Consider the following 17,427-nt stretch of genomic DNA (forward strand, 5'->3'; position numbering starts at 1 on the left):
GTCAACCTCCGCTACCGCCGCCGCCACTCGCGATGTTGTACAAAGGGACCATCGCCGTGCCAGGCGGGCATGCATAACCGTCAGATTGTCTGTATCCCATATTCCCATACATATCACTATAAGGAACCGAGCCAGCACGGTTGTCAGTCGAGATTGCACCGGAGCCCTGATAGACCCCAGGCGACCCTGCCAAAGTGAAACACGCCATCGGAAACCGGTCCATACCTCCCTGTCCTCCATACGTCCAGGTAATCGAATGGACACCCGACGCGGACCCGCTCGCCGCTCGCCATACACCAGATTGGCATGAGAGTGACTTTCCTGCGGCGTCGCTACGAATTGCCCCCTGCGGATCACCACATCCCCAACCCTCCGCGACTTTTTGCCCCGGGTCAGCGGACGGCACGATGGCGCCCGCGGCTGTGACGTATCCATTCGCCGCTACCCCGCCATACGACGTAATACTATTTGCGTAAACAGCCGTCCCTCGGAGCGAGCCGCCCACATATGCATCGCCGTTCGACTGGACATAGCTACCATAAACGCCGCTACCAGTGACATTTCCGGCAGCGGAGAGGCTTCCAGAGGCAGACACATTCCCAGCCGCCGACACCGAACCATTCGACTGAAAATTCCCCACCCGATTCATCGCCTGGTTGTTCGCATCCATCGGCCCGGTCAGATTCAGCGATCCGTCGCGCTTGTAGAACTGGTTCATCGACTGCGCCAGCAGTGAGCTCGATCCGGTCCGCATGGCCAGCACGCCGGAGGGCTTTGCGGCGACTGGGTTCACGGTAGACCAGCTCGCAGACATGCCGGTGATCGTCGCGGGGGTCTCCGCATACGACACGCCCGCATCCTGCCCGGCCTTCGCCACAGCAAGACCCAGCAGGTCCGTCCGGACGCGGCCCACAGCGTCGCGGTATCCCGTCGTCGAGTACACCAACCCCGGAATCGAACAAGCCGTGATATCCGCCCCGCAGTTTGTAGGGGTCAGGTCTACCCGAAACGACAGTCCCAATGGGCTGATATCCGTATAGCCGATCGGCAAAAGACCGAAGTTAATGAGATCCTGCACCGTCGGATGCAGCGGATTTGGCACCCCGATGGTCTTGCCGCCGACCGTGAGGTTCGTTGGCCCGGTCGGACTCTTCGCCAGGTCCGTGAACGCCTCGAACGTGTACGTATTCACAGCCGAAGCAATATTCGCCATGTAGTTGCCCGTGCCGACCGATTGCACCTCCTCGATCTCGGCGTACGTCCACGGCACCGATGCCATGAGAGCAACGCTGCTCAGCGCAAGCCCCATGGCGTAGTTCGACATCAACATATTCCACTCTCCTATGCCAAAGCCCGGCCAACGGCCGGGCTGTCAATACGCACGTCAGGTTGCGCTCAGGACATGTAAAGGTCGATCGTGTTGCTGTCGCTGGAGCATTTCACCTGCGTCATGTTCACACTGCCGCCCACGTCCTTGATGGTGGTGCCATTGACAACGATCTTGCCCGCGCTGCTCTGGAAAGCCGAAGCAATCTGCGTGCACGCGGCGTCGGGCTGATTCGGGATGGTGTACTGCACGGAATCGTTTGCCGTCAGCAGCTTGCCCGGCACGATGGTCAGCGTGCCGCCGCCCGGCTGCACCGTGACCGTTCCGCTGTCCACGGTCATGGTGGTCAGGTCCTTAAATGTGCCGTTGTCAACGACCGCAGCCACCGTGACCGTGCCGTAACGGCCGCGATAGTTCGTTTTGACCTTGCCCATCACCTTGTTCAGCTCAGTCGTAAACTGCTGGGCCTGCGAATCTGTCGAGTTGCCCGAGAAGAGCACCAGGATTGCAACGAGCGAGAAGGCCACCAGCAGCAGGTAGAAGCCATATTCGTCGAGGATGCCGCCGTGCTGCCCACGAAGGCGTGGATTGCTACGGATACGCTTCCATTGCTCTGCACGGCACAGCTGATTGAGCGGTACCCGGTATTCGCCCGCCGTCGTTTCGCGAGCCGCCGTATTGGTTTGCAGGTTGGTTTCCATTGTTCAGCCTTGTTCGTCAGTTGGATGGGTAGGTGGAAGGATTGATGCTCTTCTGATGCGTCTTCATGCCGTGCACCTGCATGCTCTGCTTCAACTCGCGGGCCATGAACGCGGGCATAAACGCCAGGGCCGTGATCAGGAGGATCAGCAGGATGGAGGATCGTCGGTTGAACTTTGACGCCCGTTGCTCGAGCTCGCGCGGCGCAGTCTTCAGCAGCGTCACCGATACCGTATTCAGCATCTTGGACAGGTCGTCCTCATACTCCGCGATGTCCTGGATGCGATAGGTGGTGTCGCGGTCGAAGAGGCCCGTATCGAACATCTTGCCGCCGGCGTTGGGCGACTCTTCAAGCGTCGCTTCAATACGCCGGATATGCTGCGCAAGGTAGGGGTACGCGTTGGCACGCATCATCTCCAGCGCGTTGGTCAGGTTGTTCATGTCGCCACCGAACCGCTGCGTCACTGCGGACATGGCTCCCAGAAACTGCGCCCCCTGAAACCGGCGGAAGAAGTCGAAGATGATTACGTGCTTGTCCAACCACGCGCGGTGAGGCCCCGTGTAGTTCCGCAGTGCGCGCAGTACCCACCATATGAGACCCGCCTCGCCCAGAAGTACGAGCCACCCCCACTCGCGCAGGAAAGTGGCCCCAAAATGGAACGCTCGGGCAATCGGCCCATAGCCGTCAACAGGCAGCAGGTTCGCAAAACTGCGATCCAGCATCGGTGCGACGATGAAAGCCATGACGCCGAGGTAAACGTGCAGGATGATCAGCGTAATGCCCATGCTCGCCAGCAACAGCAAGATGTTGGACTTGGCCGTGCTCATTGCCCGGAGGTTGTTGGCCAGCCGGAACAGCCCGTCCTTTACATCGCCGCCCTGCTCCGCCACTGCCAGGATGGCCAGATCTTCGTCAGGCACCGTGCCCTGGAAGATCTCCGCCAGCCGCGATTCCTGCGTCTGCCCATCTAGACCTTCATAGCGGGCCAGCCATAGGGACGCCAGCAGGCCCAGCGGCTCACCGGCGCGCCGTGCCGCATCCTTGGCAAAATGGTTCGAGATGGGTTCGCCCGGCATCTTCTCGATGCGCATGGCGAGGTCGTAGTAGTAGTCCGCGCGCTTGGGCGAGAACTCCAGCTTTGCGAACCACAGCTTGTCCGGAAACCGCCCTGTCGCGCCGCCAATGCTCTCGGCGGCCGCGGCGTACTTCTTGCGCTTGATCGCGGCAAGCGCGTTCCTGAATCGTTGCATCATGCTCGGGCTCCCGTCAGTCGCTTCACCTTGGCTTCATATGCATCCAGAGACAGAATGCGCTCGGCCTGGCGCGGATCGACCGTGCCAGCAAACACGTGATACATGGCCACTTCGAATACCGACTTGCCAGTGCTGTCGGGGATATCGAATCCGGTCGTTCGCTTCTCTCGCTGGTGCGCTTGCAGCTCGATGGCACGCGCATCGCGGATGTACATCAGGTCCAGTTCGTCCGGCTCGAACATTTCGGCCGCCATCACACGGCCACGGATACCGTTGAGGTCAGGAAGGTTCGCGCGCCTGCACTTATCGCAGCCCGCCTCACGGCGAACACGAATGCCTTCGACGTCGAACTGGAACAGACGCTCAATCTGCTTCAGCTTCGCCGCACCCAGAATGTCCTTGGCTTCCTCCCCGTGGTGGCCGCATTCGCATGTCTTGGCGAGCAGCGCCTGGTACACGTAGAGGTTCACGAAGCCGGGGGTGGCCAGCACACTGCGCGGAATCTGCAACTCGCTGTCGGCAAGACGGTCGGTGGCGGCTGTCGCCGACGGCGCGTGCAGCGTCGTCATCGCACGCAGGCCCGCGCCGGCAACGTCGCGGAACAGCCCGGCCGACTCGAAATCCCGCACCTCGCCGATCATCACAAAGTGGGGGTTCATCCGTTTGAGCTGGCGCTTGGCCACAATGAACGGATCCTCTTCCCGGTTCGAGCCGTCCAGCTGCCGTGCCACGGAAAAATGGTGCGTGCCGTGGGCCATCAGTTCGACCGGGTCCTCGATGGACATCTTGTTCATCCAGGACGGCAGGCGCTGCATGACGGCGTGCGCCGTGGTCGTCTTGCCCGAGCCCACCGTACCAACGAGGACCACGCCACCGCCCATCTGCATCGTGCAGCGATCGATGACATCCGCCTGTTGCTGGAAGAAGTGAAGGTCTTTGACGAAATCGACCTGAGTGGTCGTCGCGTTCTCGGGATTCATCCGCATGACGGTCACGTGGCCGTCGGCACTCTGCATGGAGGCCCACCGGAATACCATCGGCACGCCGTCAACCACAGTCCGGATGCTCGTCTGCTGGGGCTGTACCCGGCTGAACACGCCATGGGAGCCGCCCTTCCCTTTCTGGAAGACGTGAGACAGCATGTCCAGCAGATCGGTGGTGCGGATGCGGAATTCGGGGGGCAGGACCAGATGGCCATCGATGGCGAAACGGATCTGCGACAGCTCGCTGTTGTCCTTCACCTCGAAGTGGAGGTCGGATGCCTGCTCGCGCTTTGCGAACTGCGCTGCTGCCAGGAACGTCTGCCACAGGCCGCTCGCATTACGAAGGCCCGTGGTCTGGATGCCATCCTGCCGCGCACTGCCTTCGACACCGCGCGACAACGCCGTCATCACCTGCGGGGTTGCCGTGTAGAACAGCGGGTCGGCCGCATCCCAGCGCAGCTTCGCTTGGCGCAGGATCTCATCCGTATAGTCCGAGTACCGCATGTCGGCCAACAGGATGAACGCGAACTTACCGCGCTGGCCATCTGCCGGCGCCTCGATCAGGACCGGACAAATCTGGTGCCGCAGCGACTGCGCCAACGAGAGATCGTCGTACAGCACCCGCGAGAACGGTGGCAGGTCATCGGTGGTTCGCACCTCCGTACAACCGACCTCGCTCATCTCGGGCGTTGAAAGGGAGGGTTCGGCGTGAACGGGCATCGCCGCTACAGGCGCCGCGCCCGGGCGGGCCGATCCGCCGCCGGATATGACCATGATGCCGCCTGAGGCCTCGGGCACCAGCCCTTTTCTGGAGCGTTCAAAGAGTCGCACGACTGACTCCTTAGCCCTGCGCCACTGCGGCAGGCGCGGCCGGCAATGCTGGTACTGCCGGCACCGACGGCATCACCGGGGCCACGCCGTTGCTACCAGCACCTGGAAACGGCGCCGGCATCACCGGGGGCTGCGACGGCATCGCGGCGGGGGTGCCGGGAGCGTGCGGGGGCATCGGGTTGCCGGCATTCATCATCGGCGCGCGCTGTACGGGCGGCTCCTCGACCAGAACCGCATCATCGTCGACACGCGCGGCGTTCAGGGTCTGTTTTCCCTTGGAGAGCTTCGTGCCCGACTCGGAGATCGACACCACCTTGTAGCCGCGCACGCTGCCGCCGACCTTTGCCGCATAGACCTGCTCGCCCCACTTCACATAGCTGCGCAGCGTGACCGGTAGCCCGACCTTGCTGCCGTCCACGCCAAAGATTGCCACGGTCCTCGGGGTGCCGCGGGCTTCACGCTGCTCGGCGGTAGGTGCCGACGTGGTGACCACGGGCGCCGGATTCGTCTTGGCCAACTCCTGGTCGGCTTTTTGCACGGCGATCTGCGCGTCCTTTTCCAGAAGCACCCGCGTCACAGTCTTGTCGCCTTCCGCATGGGCCAGCGAGGCGGCAACTGCAAGAAAAGTCATGGCGATGCGTTTCATTAGCTTTTTCCTCCATCGCGGGCGTACGCATCGCCCTTCACATTGAGTTCAAACTTCGATTTCTGGATGTCGGAGTCCGCGTCCAGGTTGATCGTCAGGGCGATCTCGTTGACCGAGACGTTCGGCGGGAAGGTGCCGATCTCCGCCGCATTGCGCAGCGGCCCCTCCATTTCCCACTTGGCGCTCTTGTAGACATACGGGACCGAGGCAATACCCTCGCCGGGGATCGTGCCGAACAGTCCGATGTCCTGCAGCACCGCCTTGGATGCGGCAGGACGCAACAACTGGAGGGTCGAGCCGAAGTCCGTGCGCAGCGCCATCGACGTGGGCAGCGTATCGAGCAGCTTGGCGAGGGGTGCGTCCGGGCCGAAAGGCACCATGGCCTGCACGGTGACTTCCTTGTCTTCCTTGGAGAAGGCGGGCGCGCTGAAGGCGTCCGGCAGCGCAGTCAGGAACGTCGCGTTCGTGACACCTCGTGGCGCGCCCTTCGCGCCGCCGAGTCCGTAGGTCAGCGAGCAAGATGCTTGCGGCGCCACGACCGCTCCGCAATTGATCTTCGTGAGCTTCCACCCGCCGACAAACAACGGATCGACGTCGACGAACCACTTTGCAAAGCGCGGCACGGCTACTGCGGCGACCGCCGATGGCGCGCGCCCGCGAGCGAGGATGTCCTCGGCATAGCGCTGCGCCGGACTCTTCTGCGGAGGCGGCGGATGCTTGCGTGCCTCATAGGCCCGGTACTGCGCCATGCCGTACTTGTAGCCAACGGCGCCGACAACGATCAGCGCGGCGAGCGCCAGCAAACGCTTCTTCGTGGCGGCCGAACTCGGTTTGCGCAGCGCCGCGTGCTGGTCGGCTGCGTCGGCGAGCTGCTCAAGCGTCAGTTCCGAGAACGTGAGCGCCGACACATTGCCGAGCAACTGGGCCAGTTCGGGAAGGTTGCCGGCCAGCCGGAAGGTTCCCCCTGCGACCCGCGCGAACTCGACCGCAAGCTCCGACAGGGCTTGCTCGTCCTGAATGACGCGGTCGAACCCGACACGTGGCCTGCCCTTGAGGATGCCGCAGACCAGGTACCCGACCTGCTTCCCGGCGTGTTCGAGCCTGAACGCGAAGAACACGTTCGGCATCAGCCCCGGAATGCGGGCCACGGCGACAGCCGCCGAATAGAGCTTGTCCTTGACCTTTGTCTGCGCGTCTTCCGGTGCGAGATAGCCCATGTGCAGGGCCGCCCCGTCATGCCAGATGCGCGCGGCCTTCACTTCCTTCGCGACTTTCGCGGCGAGGTCAGGCGCCGGCGCGTTCCCGGTGAGGGTGCGCCATTGCATCCCGAAGGCGATCGCCTTGCCGTGGATCTCGAGGATCATCGGGCAACTCCCGGCGATACGCTGTCGGTACCCGCCTTCGACAGGCGCGCGCGCATGAATGCGCGGAACTCAGCCCGCTCCGCTGCCGGTACGCGCTCATTCCCCTCGAGCCGATAGAGGTCGGGCCGCTCAGTGGTGGGCAGATTCAGCCGCCGGCGCAGGGAGTGCTCCAGGTCGGCGCGAAACTGATTGCAGAAGCCAATCGCATTCGGCATGAACATGCCATAGATCACGGCGCCCCAAGCGAGCGTCAACACAAGGCCTTTAGCCATCCCATAGGCGAACGAATCAGGGGACGTCTGAGCCATTGCCCACAGCTTGCGCGCCAAGGCCAGCGCCGTGGTCGTGTCAAGAAGCAGCCCACCAATCACGATCCAGAAAGCTAGGAACGGAATGGCACGCGTCATTGCACGCACGGAGTTGAGGGCCATTTCGCAAAGGTTCGCAATTTGGCGCAGATAGTTTGCGACCGAGAAGGCGGCGTGATGGCGCAACGAGGCGTATTCGACATCCGAGATCACCCCCAGATCCATGCCGTGAACCTGAACCGTCCAGGTGCTGTCGGTCTTGGTCAACATCCGTTGTTCCAGGGACAGGCCATAGATCGACAGCATTCCTTGTGCAACGATTGTGAGGATGGTGCACACCACAGCGGCGTAGACCGCATCGCCAGTGACCTGCCCGCGGATCTGCACGAGCACCATGGAGAGGCCCGGTAGACATGTCAGGACGGCGACAGCCGGATAGCGGCGATACAACGCCAGCGCGTCAGAGAGAAGCGTACGGATAGCCAGCATGATTACTTGCCCTCCCCGTGGTCCTGCACCATGACTGTCGCCAGCAGCAGCGTGAACGTGCGGGTCTTCGATACAGTTTGCGAACCGCCGAGAATCATCGGCAACGACTCACCCAGCGTTCGGCGAGTGTTGGCGGTGTCGTCCTGGTCAAGCGCAGCCATCAGGACGGTCTGGCCGTTCCGGACGATGATGTCTTGCTTGGGAATGCCCTTGCCGATGATGTTGATCTGCTGCACCGATTGCTGGTTGTCGCCGGACCCAGAGGTGAACTTCACCAACGGGCCATCCTGTTGCGACTGATCCAGAGCGATCGTCAGGTTCACGTCATCGCGCGAGGTCGCATCGGCGTAGGCGGCAAGCTTGAAGCCCACCGTGGCGGTGGACGTAGTGATGCCTGGCACGCCACCAGTCCCGCCCACCGTCGAGGCGGCAGGTGTCGTGTTGGAGACGTACGAGAAAGTCCGGCGGTTGTTGTATTGGAAGCCGTGGCGATTGCGCATCGACACCGGAATGGTCAGACCCGATGTGACCGTGCCGTATTGCTTCAGCGCATTCACGATTGCCTGTGTGCCATTGAACCCGCCCGATGTGATGTTCAGGCCCACACTGCCTGCCGCCGACGACACCAACGTCGCCGGTGACAACGCGTTGACGGTAAAGCCCGGGATATTCTGCAAGGCCTTAGTGAGCACAACATTCCAGTCGATACCTGCCTCTCCCGAGTCCGAAACTGTCAGGTCGATCATCTGGAACTTGAGCGTCACCATCCGCGAGTAGATGGCGATCTGCTTGCGGATGATCTCGTCGGCCGCATCCACCGCTTCCTTGGTATCTCGCAACGTCAGCACACCCGTCGCAGGATTCAGTTCGGCACTGCCAACCATCGTCATCGCCGGCAGGATGCTTTTCTGCACGCCGTCAAGGTCGTTCTGCTCCTTGATCTCCGCCTTGGCAGCGGCGTCAACCTGCGTCGACTGACCAGTACCGCCACTGCCGCCAGCCGACGAGTTGCCCTGTGCGGATTGCTTGAATTCTGTCGTGAACGAGTTCGTGCCGCCCGCCATCGGGAGTTGCCAGGTCTTCGTGACGAGCCGGTAGAACCGTACTACGCCCTTGTCGGCGTTGAACTCCCAGTTAATGCCCAGGCGCGTCGCGATCAAGTCGAGCATGCTCGCGAGGGGCATCTTCTCGCTGTTCTTGAACTCCACATTCATTGCCGTCTCCAGCAACGCTGTTCCCTGCGTGATCGCACCGCCGCCGGCAGCCGTCAGCGACGAAGGCAGCGGAGAATTCAATGCCGGCGCCGGGCCGAGGCCTTGCGCGAGCGGGTTCGCAGCACCTCCCTGTCCCTGCTGCTGTGTGCGCAGCTGCTGCTGCGCTTGCGCGGCAAAGGTGCGAGGCAGCAGCAGGTTTGGCGGAAGATAGACATCGGATTCGATCTTGACCGGGATGCCAGTGGCCATTTGGACCCGCTGGGCGGCAACGGCAAGTGACATCGAGCGTTCGGGGAACACAACCAAGGTATCCACGTCCTTGCGCAGCGCGACGGGCAGCGTGACGTTGCGTGCCACCGGCACGCGCTTGCCGGCGAGGAACGGGCGATTCACTTCCTGCTCGGCTTCCACGGCGGCGCGATCGCGGCGAATGCGAGCGTAAAGCTCCTCGGTCGTCTGCGTGATCTGCATGGTGGTCGTGTCGGTCGTCTGCTGGACGTCCTTGAGCAGCGTCGGGGAGACACAACCCGAAAGCGTGGTACAGACCAGGGCGGCGCCAGTTGCCGGGCGAAGAATGTGTTTCAGCTTCATCTGCAGCTCACTTTGTCGGGTCGCACTTCGTGGTGAGCTTCACCACGCGGACGAGGTTGTTGGAGTAGAAGCACGGCTTCAGGCTGTAGTCGGTCATTTCTGTCGCCGAGAGCACCCGACGAACCGCCGTCTTGAAGTCGGCGGTGAAGGCGTCAGCCCCTTCGATCTGCACGTCCTGATCCGGCTCCCAGGGCGCGGTGGCCCAGCCCGCATCGCGGGCCCACTTCTCGATGAGCAGGCGATAGTTACCATCGGCCGGCGAGACAGACCAGTCGCGCTGGCCGTTCGTCGTGGCTGGCGCCACCAGAGGCGCCGGGACCGCAGGCACTGCAGCGACCGGCGATGCAACCGCTGCGGGCGCCGTGGCTGCCGATGTCGGCGCCAGCGCCGCAACGGTCGACGGATCGACCTTCGGCGCCTTGCGATCGGATAGTAGCTGCCAGCCCCCGCCGGCCAATGGCTTGCTCGGCTCGAAGTTGCCCGAGGCGCCGGCACCGAACGGGGAGGACGCAGGTACTGCCGCGTGCGCACAGGCAGCAACGGCTGCGGCGCCGGCAAGAAGAACCCGGCACATCCGGGACAACGATCGAGACTGGTGCATGGCTGTATTCCGTTTCAATTCGAATGGGTTACTTGGTCGTCGATTGCAGCTTCTGGTACACACGGTTCGCATACCTGAGCCGCTTGTCTGGCGAGCCGGCGTTGTAGCAACCGACCGCTGTCCAGGTCTCGCCATACCGGCCCAGGCAATCGGCGAGGATCCAGGTACCAACGTAGGCATTGGTGCAAGGATCGAAGAGGCTCTGGCGGGTGATGCCGAACTTCGCGAGGCGCGGCAGGTGCACCGAATTGATCTGCATCAGCCCGATGTCCTCGCTGCCGTTGGTGTTGGTGTTGGTCACCCACGAGCGCATGCCGGACTCGACTTGCGCGATGCCGCGGACCAGTACGGGACTCACGCGATGGAACGCCGCCGCATCGTCCAGGCAATCGGCGTGCACGAGGCCGGCCAATGCGGTGCCAGCGATCAGTAGCCCGATCCGCATCGCAATCATTGGACCGCCCGCTCGTAAAAGCGGACCTCAGGCAAGCGGTCCACACGAACCACATTGCCGTCAGCGATGACGGTCAGGTGGTCCGATACCCCGTTGAACTTGAAGTAGCGGTCCTTTTGCTCTCCGCCGCCCTGGTGGTTGTCGCCGAACACGGAGATGCTGGCCATCGACTTGGCGAAGCTCAGATAGGTCGCACCATCTTTCTCGAACACGCGTTCGAGGCCGGCGCTGTTGTCACGCGGGAACAGGAAATTGATGCCCGGCACACGGGCCACCTCCACGCGCTTCCCGCCGCTGCTCGCCGTAAAGCTATCGACCGTCGGGAAGGACAGCACCTTCTCGGTGTCATCCCATCGAATGCGCAGCTTGTCGCCGGCCCCATCCCGTACTTCCAGATCCTTAGGTTCTGCGTCGAAACGGACTTCGATGCGCCCGTTCTTGGCGTCGCGGATAGCCAGTGCGTTGAACGCCGAAGCCAAAGTTGGACCTTCCGGCAGCGGCGTACCGGTCGTCGGCGCACTCGCAGCTGGAATAGGCGTAGCGATTGCCGGTGCCGTTCCAGTCGTTGCCGAAGCTCGAAGCATCCCACTCGTCACGGACTCGACGCCGAAGCCCTTGGGCGGCGTTGCACGCAGCGCTACGTTCCTGCGGCCAAAATCCACCTCCGCGTACAGGTTGCGCTGCTCAAGGACTTGGGCGAGGGCTTGCAGCCAGTTCTCCCCAGCCCGGGCGTCCAACGAAACATCGTCCGTCAGCGGAATATCCTTCTGCGCCGTCCCACTCCACCCATTCGGAGCGATGGACTTGACCATCTGCGCCAGCGGCAATGAGGAGCGGCCGGGGCGCACCAGCGCAATATCCGAGTAGCTGCCGATCAGGGCCAGACGGCCGGAAATGGCGGCCAGACTGCGCGGCAAATCGCCACCGGGGTTAGCCGGCTCGGACGTGAAGCTATTGGAACGCTTCCAGCGAGCCACAACGGGCTGCCCATTCACAGAGTAGCGGACCACGTCTGGCACGCCATCGATTACCCAGTACGGGCCATTCTGGATGGCGCCATCGGCCTGCACCGATTGGCCGAAGCGCGGCTGGATGTACGTGGAAAGTCCGTCGTTGAACACCATCGCCGGCCGGTCGGCGGCGCGAGCGACGACCTGATAATCGAAGTCGAGCGGGTCGGTGTCGGCCGCGATAGCCGGCGCAGCAATCAGCGCCAATGCGGAGAGGAGGAGCGGCCTGATCATTGGAATGTCGCCACGTGTTTCATGAATCGGGTGAAGTACGGACCGCCGCGCTCGGGGTTGGCGCTGTGGTACCAGGCCACGGCCTTCATGGCAGAGCCGCTGCGTTGCAGGTTTTCCGCGAGGATGTCCTCTGCCACACGGATGTTTGTCGCCGGTGCCAGTGCTTCCCACGGCGATGAAAAGCGCTTGCCGTGGTAGCACCAGTTGACCTGCATGAGGCCCACATCGAAGTCGCATCGGTCACTCGCCAACAACCGGTTGATGGCCGCGTAGGCTTCCTCCCGTGACGAGAAGAACATGCCCCTCCCAGCCACATTGAGCGTCCACGGCCAGGGGCGACCGCGATACGACGACTCGTTCATGGCGATGCCGGCGGTAATCTTGGGATCCACGCGATTGCCCATCTGCACGAACGGCTCGGTCTTCGGTGCGCATGCCCAGCCGCCGCGCCGCTCTGCAAGCGCTTCTTGAGCAGCGTCATCAAGATTCACCGGACGTAGCCACCCTTCCCGTACGAACAGACGCGCAATCGGTACCATCTTGCCCGCCAGCGTGACAGTCGGGCCTTGTTCTGCCCCCGGCTCGATATGTACGCCGAGCAACCGCGCCGACCAGCCCAGGAACGCATCCAACCCACAGTACAGAACGGGCTTACCTTCGAGGGTATGCACGCGTGCCTGGCCGTCAGCATTCACGACGATGGCGTTAGGGCTGATGACGGCCTCGATCGTTGCAGCATTGGCAGCAACCGACGCGCAAGGAATAAGCAGGGACGCCGCGAGCCGCTTAATCAAGATACGGCTCCAGAACGATGTCATGCTTGACCTGCACCATCATCTTTTGGCCGGGCTCGGTCGTGATGGTCGGGCGAATGTTCTGGTTGCGGTTCAGGATCGTCTGCGCCGTCTGGGTAGCCACCTGCCCTGCCGCATTGCCGTAAGCGACCAATCCGGCCGGGCCGACTGTGGTGGTCGTCGGGTTGTCGTTGAAGCGCAACGACAGAGCGCCGATGATGAGCGCGCCGCCAAAGATCTTGAGAAAGTGGTTGTTGACGTCACCCCTATTGCCGGCTGTGCCATCCGGGTCTGCGCCCTGCATGCCCAATAGGGGAACCGTTTTGCCGTTAGGCAGTTGCATACGCACAAAGGCAGTGAGGATGCGCTCCTGGCCCACTGCGATATCGGCGCTATACACACCAACCAGCGTGCTGCCTGCAGGGATAATCTTGCAGGTGCCTTTCACGGTGTCATAGACGTCCTGCGATACGACCGCACGGAATTCGCCGGGCTTGTCCGAGTTCAGGACACCGGCAAAATTCGCGGGAATATTGAAGCCGCGGCTCAGCGTGCAACGCGGCAGCTTGCCGTCGAATCCGGTACGAAGCGTGGTCGTGGTTCCTGCATCCCGCAGGAATTGACGGTCGGCCGACGCCGGCTGTGCCGCCGCGCCTTCAGGGTTCTGTGCTGCCGCATTCGCCGCCGCCGCCTTGGCGGCCACCGCCTGCTGGATCGCGCGCATCTGCGCAGGGTCAGTGACATCTGCGAGCGCAGCCGTAGGCTTTGCCTGATTGACCTGGGATTTCCGCGTGCCGCTCTTGAAGACAGGCGCAGTGAAGAGGTCATCCTGCTCGTTCTTCTTGGCATCCGGCGACGCGCTCGTGGTCCGTGCCGTACTGGTCAGGTCGCCGGCGGTCATAACGGGCGCCTTAGTGTCGGACGGGATCGCCTGTTTGCGCTGCCGGTCGGCTTCCTCGCGGGCCTTGTCGGCCTGCGCGCGAATGGTCGCCTCCAGGCTCTGCCCGGTGTCCGCACTGGCTGCGCGTTGGTTGATCTGGTCGGCGCGTTGCTGCTCGGCCTTGGCATCGAGCTGCTCGTCCGAGATCGTCTGATAGTAGTAGCCCAGCGCGCCAACCATGACAGCGGCCACGCCGCCGAGTGCGAACACGACGTTGCGCGGAAGCTTACCCTTGACGGTACGCTCCTGGGCTTCCGTCACGTCGGTGACGTTCTCGGATTTCTTGTTGCCGCGCATCAGAACAGCCCCAGAATGCGGCGACGACGCTCGATCTTGACTTCGTCACTGCCCGAACGCAGCACAACGGTGTCGGCCAGACGCTGCACCACGAGATAGCGTCCGCGCGTCACGGAGTTCACGACCACGTAGTCGCTGCCGTCTTTGATGAGCGGCACCGGCCAGTTTTGCAGGGCGCCAGCCGGCAAGCGCAGCCAAAGCGCCTTGCCGTCGTCGAACGCCGTATCTGGCTTGAAGTCCGCACCGCCGGAGATGGTGTAATCGAAATTGAGTTGGTCAGGCGGCACACCGACGGCATCAGCGTTCCGGCCACTTTCTGCGTCACCGCCTTTCCCCTCGTCGGTCGGCTCCGGCCGTGCCTCGTTACGCGCCTTCACCTTGGCGGAAATGGACGTGGGGATCCGAAACCGGACTTTTTGGTAGAAGATGCCGCCGAGCGGCGAGGAAACGAGCGTGAACTCGTAGCTACGCTTGTTGGTGTTGACCGACAGGGTGTTGACCAGACCTGGGCCCTGCGGCTTCACGTACAGATGATTTGCACCGTCGGTGTCATAGTCCCAGCGAACGCTTTCGCCCCACGCCGGGTCGCCAACGATCTGCTCATCGTCCGGGAACTCGATGGTCGTCATCTTGAGCGGCGCACTCAGGACACGAAAGATCTGGTCCCGGCTGTAGTTGAAGACCACCAACCGGGAATCGCCCGGCAGCGCGACCGGATCCACACCGCCGTTGAACGGGTTGCCGGGGTTCATCGCATCGCTGAGATCGCCAATGCCGAGCCCGGACATCCCGGCTCCCGCGCGACGGGGCGACTTGTCGGCGGCATGGCCGTCCGGCACGGACAGCATTAGCGCAATACAGCAGGCGATGGCGTAAGGCAGGAATCGGGAGGAAGTACGGGCGTCCATGAGCGTGAGCGCGGATCAGGCCGCGGATTTCTGAATACTGAAGAAGACGGGATAAACACCAAACGGATTGGTGCCAAGGATGGCTTCCTTGTCCGCCGGCTTGGTCTGGTACCGGAAGGTGATCGTGTAGCGCTGCTTGCGCGGCTTGAAGCCGTCTTCGGCCGTCGTGGTCACGAATTCCACGACGACCGTGCTATCCGGCAGGCTAGCAATATTGACGAACTTGGGTTCGCGCGTGAGCGTGGGCGACGAGGTGACTTGCCTGAACGGTTCGTCCTCGTCGACCCATGCCTTGAATTGATCTTTGGCCGACCCGAGCATCTGCTCGCGCACGGATCGAAGGTTTGCGGCCATCCGCGAAGATTCGATCTGCGGTGTCAGAATCGGCTCGATGGTGAACCAGCGTTGCACCAGGTCCTTGAGCGCCGCCTGGACCTGACGCTCGTCCGGCCTGAAGGCGTCGAGTTCACGGGTAATCGGCTTGCCGGTCACATCCGACGACACGCCGACGACCTTGACGACAGATGGCGGCGGCTCACGCGTGAGGATGGCTACCACTGCGATCACGCCCAGCCCTACAGTTGCCAGCTTCCAGTGATTCCGATCCACGCTGATGCGCGTAGATCGGTCGAAGATGACTTGCTCCGGGCTTTCGTTGCCATACATCCCCGGTGCAACGGTCAGGGGCTTGGCTTTGTCGGAAGGTTTGCGAGAAAGGCGCATGCTGCAGCAGTCCAATTTGATGCGCCTATTGGACCAGCGAATGACGGTGCACTTGCTCCCGAAAGGTATGCCATTTTGCGGAGCTTTCCACTTCTTTGTAATTGGAAGGCCCACGCCACAACCGCGAGATCCAAAGCCATCAAGTCAGCCTCCCGGCTCGCCTCGTATCATCAGAAATGCGAATACTCGGGATTTGGGAGCGCGATTCGAGGTTTTTAAGAGGAACATGTTCCTTCGGCGTTCCTGATTTCCAAAGCTGTCCCTAGCAAATCTCGAAAGCTCCTGAAAATCGCATAGCTTTCGGGCGATTCCAATCGCGTTTGCCCGCCAACAATAGCGGGCATGGAATCGCCTACCAACGACCACCCTCTTCTGCAACTCACGCAGCTGGCCGAAAGCGCTGTCTCGATGTTCTTCGAGTCGCTCGCGCCGCTTCATGACGTCATCCACGCCGCGGACGTCGCAGAAGTCATGATCAACCGCCATGACAGCATTTGGGTGGAGCGGCGCGGTGTCCTGACAAAGCTTAACGTGGTACTTGAACCGTTTAAGCTAGAAGGTGCCGTCCGCGCCCTGGCCTCTTCCGTAGAGAAATCAGCGGTGCGCGGTACATCTCAAGGCATCATCAACGCCGGTCACAAGGGCTTGCGGATTGCCGCAGTCATGCAACCGACCGCGATAGACGGCCACGCCCTGAGCATCCGGCGTCACCGGGAGACAAACCTGACCCTCGAGGACTACGCGAAAGCAGGTGCGTTCTCATTGCGCAACGCAACGACGCAGGATGAAGAGCCGATCTTCCTTGGGACCGAAGAAGACGAATCCCTGGCGCGCGCCCTCGAACAACTGATGGTCCGCCGCAAGAACGTCATCGTCGCCGGCGGCACGTCCTCCGGGAAAACAACGTTCCTCAACGCATTGGCAGGCAAAGTCCCGGTGACAGACCGGGTCCTGACAATCGAAGACACGATGGAACTGAAGCTGTCCGTACCGAACCTCGTGCGGCTGCTCTCGAACGCAGACAAGGGAGTAACAACCCAACACCTTGTGGCGCTGGCCCTGCGCTTCCGCCCAGATCGAATCTTTGTTGGCGAAGTGCGCGGAGGCGAAGCCTACGACATGCTGCAGGCACTCAACACCGGCCACGATGGCGGCATCGCCTCCCTGCACGCCAACAATGCTCGCTCCGCGCTCTCCCGCCTTGAAAGCATGGCGCTTCTTGGCATTCCAGCCGGTTCCGGCTGGAAGCTCGACGACATGCGCAAGCTTATTGCCGATTGCATTCACTACGTGGTGCACATGAAACGAACCGGCGAAATGCGTCACGTCTCGGAAATCATCGAAATCAAAGGTTTCCGCGACAACGACTACGACATCAAACGCGTCTTCTAACCAACGGAGTCTTCCTCGAAATGCAACTCGCAATCAATCCGCGCGTACGCGCCACCGCCCGTAAGTACGCACCATCTGCCATGCTGATGATCGGCATGATGGCCGTCGCCACATCGGCGGTCGCCGCCGATGATTCGTTCCTTGGCAATCTGGGCAACTTCATCTGCGGCCTGGCGACTTTCATCAACACCAAATATCTCTTCGTGCTGGGACTCATTGTCATCGTGCTCGGCGCAATCGCTTACGCCAACGCAGAGTCCTCGCTGTCCAAATTCATCTCTGGCGCTTGCGTGGGTATCGGTCTGGCCGCAGCCGCACCATCGATTCTCAAGACGCTGAACATCGTCGCGTCCTGCACAGGCTTCTAG

The 17,427-nt window shown here is 62.1% G+C and carries 17 protein-coding genes; 2 read left to right on the forward strand and 15 right to left on the reverse strand.

From position 1 onward, the window contains the following. Position 1: 1 nt before the first annotated feature. From D9X30_RS08155 to D9X30_RS08225, 15 genes are all read right to left on the reverse strand, one after another. Entirely contained in the window at positions 2–1,330 is a 1,329-nt protein-coding gene (locus D9X30_RS08155; protein ID WP_153949976.1) for an adhesin, read from the reverse strand. 65 nt (positions 1,331–1,395) lie between these two features. Then, positions 1,396–2,028, reverse strand: a complete 633-nt coding sequence (locus tag D9X30_RS08160) for a type 4 pilus major pilin (protein WP_153949975.1) — start codon at positions 2,026–2,028, stop codon at positions 1,396–1,398. A 16-nt stretch (positions 2,029–2,044) separates the two neighbouring features. After that, a complete protein-coding gene (locus tag D9X30_RS08165) occupies positions 2,045–3,280 on the reverse strand; it encodes a type II secretion system F family protein (protein ID WP_153949974.1) in 1,236 nt (411 codons plus the stop codon). Next, positions 3,277–5,094: an ATPase, T2SS/T4P/T4SS family gene (locus D9X30_RS08170; protein WP_249640912.1), complete on the reverse strand. Its 1,818-nt coding sequence runs from the start codon at positions 5,092–5,094 to the stop codon at positions 3,277–3,279. The genes D9X30_RS08165 and D9X30_RS08170 overlap by 4 nt, the downstream gene beginning before the upstream one ends. A gap of 10 nt (positions 5,095–5,104) precedes the next feature. After that, positions 5,105–5,740, reverse strand: coding sequence for a hypothetical protein (locus tag D9X30_RS08175; RefSeq protein WP_153949973.1), 636 nt, complete (start codon positions 5,738–5,740; stop codon positions 5,105–5,107). Then, complete coding sequence (locus D9X30_RS08180) at positions 5,740–7,104, reverse strand: ATPase (protein ID WP_153949972.1); 1,365 nt, start codon at positions 7,102–7,104, stop codon at positions 5,740–5,742. The genes D9X30_RS08175 and D9X30_RS08180 overlap by 1 nt, the downstream gene beginning before the upstream one ends. Beyond that, complete coding sequence (locus tag D9X30_RS08185; protein ID WP_153949971.1) at positions 7,101–7,901, reverse strand: hypothetical protein; 801 nt, start codon at positions 7,899–7,901, stop codon at positions 7,101–7,103. The genes D9X30_RS08180 and D9X30_RS08185 overlap by 4 nt, the downstream gene beginning before the upstream one ends. Before the next feature lie 2 nt (positions 7,902–7,903). Beyond that, entirely contained in the window at positions 7,904–9,706 is a 1,803-nt protein-coding gene (locus D9X30_RS08190; RefSeq protein WP_153949970.1) for a protein PilN, read from the reverse strand. A gap of 7 nt (positions 9,707–9,713) precedes the next feature. After that, positions 9,714–10,307: a toxin co-regulated pilus biosynthesis Q family protein gene (locus D9X30_RS08195; protein WP_153949969.1), complete on the reverse strand. Its 594-nt coding sequence runs from the start codon at positions 10,305–10,307 to the stop codon at positions 9,714–9,716. Positions 10,308–10,335: 28 nt separating this feature from the next. Next, a complete protein-coding gene (locus D9X30_RS08200) occupies positions 10,336–10,761 on the reverse strand; it encodes a lytic transglycosylase domain-containing protein (protein ID WP_153949968.1) in 426 nt (141 codons plus the stop codon). Further along, positions 10,758–12,005 carry a TrbG/VirB9 family P-type conjugative transfer protein gene (locus D9X30_RS08205; protein ID WP_153949967.1) on the reverse strand — a complete coding sequence of 416 codons (1,248 nt, stop codon included), beginning with the start codon at positions 12,003–12,005 and terminating at the stop codon, positions 10,758–10,760. Before D9X30_RS08205 ends, D9X30_RS08200 begins: the two co-directional genes overlap by 4 nt. After that, on the reverse strand, positions 12,002–12,799 hold the full coding sequence (locus D9X30_RS08210; RefSeq protein ID WP_153949999.1) for a lysozyme family protein: 798 nt from the start codon (positions 12,797–12,799) through the stop codon (positions 12,002–12,004). The genes D9X30_RS08205 and D9X30_RS08210 overlap by 4 nt, the downstream gene beginning before the upstream one ends. After that, complete coding sequence (locus D9X30_RS08215) at positions 12,792–14,036, reverse strand: TraB/TrbI/VirB10 family type IV secretion system protein (RefSeq protein WP_153949966.1); 1,245 nt, start codon at positions 14,034–14,036, stop codon at positions 12,792–12,794. The genes D9X30_RS08210 and D9X30_RS08215 overlap by 8 nt, the downstream gene beginning before the upstream one ends. Next, positions 14,036–14,944: a TrbG/VirB9 family P-type conjugative transfer protein gene (locus D9X30_RS08220; protein ID WP_153949965.1), complete on the reverse strand. Its 909-nt coding sequence runs from the start codon at positions 14,942–14,944 to the stop codon at positions 14,036–14,038. The genes D9X30_RS08215 and D9X30_RS08220 overlap by 1 nt, the downstream gene beginning before the upstream one ends. Positions 14,945–14,959: 15 nt before the next feature. Further along, positions 14,960–15,667, reverse strand: a complete 708-nt coding sequence (locus D9X30_RS08225; protein WP_153949964.1) for a VirB8/TrbF family protein — start codon at positions 15,665–15,667, stop codon at positions 14,960–14,962. Between the two features lie 342 nt (positions 15,668–16,009). On the opposite strand from D9X30_RS08225, the gene D9X30_RS08230 reads away from it, so the two are divergent. Beyond that, positions 16,010–17,059: a TadA family conjugal transfer-associated ATPase gene (locus D9X30_RS08230; RefSeq protein ID WP_153949963.1), complete on the forward strand. Its 1,050-nt coding sequence runs from the start codon at positions 16,010–16,012 to the stop codon at positions 17,057–17,059. Between the two features lie 20 nt (positions 17,060–17,079). Further along, positions 17,080–17,427, forward strand: coding sequence for a TrbC/VirB2 family protein (locus tag D9X30_RS08235; protein ID WP_153949962.1), 348 nt, complete (start codon positions 17,080–17,082; stop codon positions 17,425–17,427).

It is taken from the genome of Cupriavidus sp. U2 (assembly GCF_009663685.2).
Lineage (GTDB): Bacteria > Pseudomonadota > Gammaproteobacteria > Burkholderiales > Burkholderiaceae > Cupriavidus > Cupriavidus necator_C.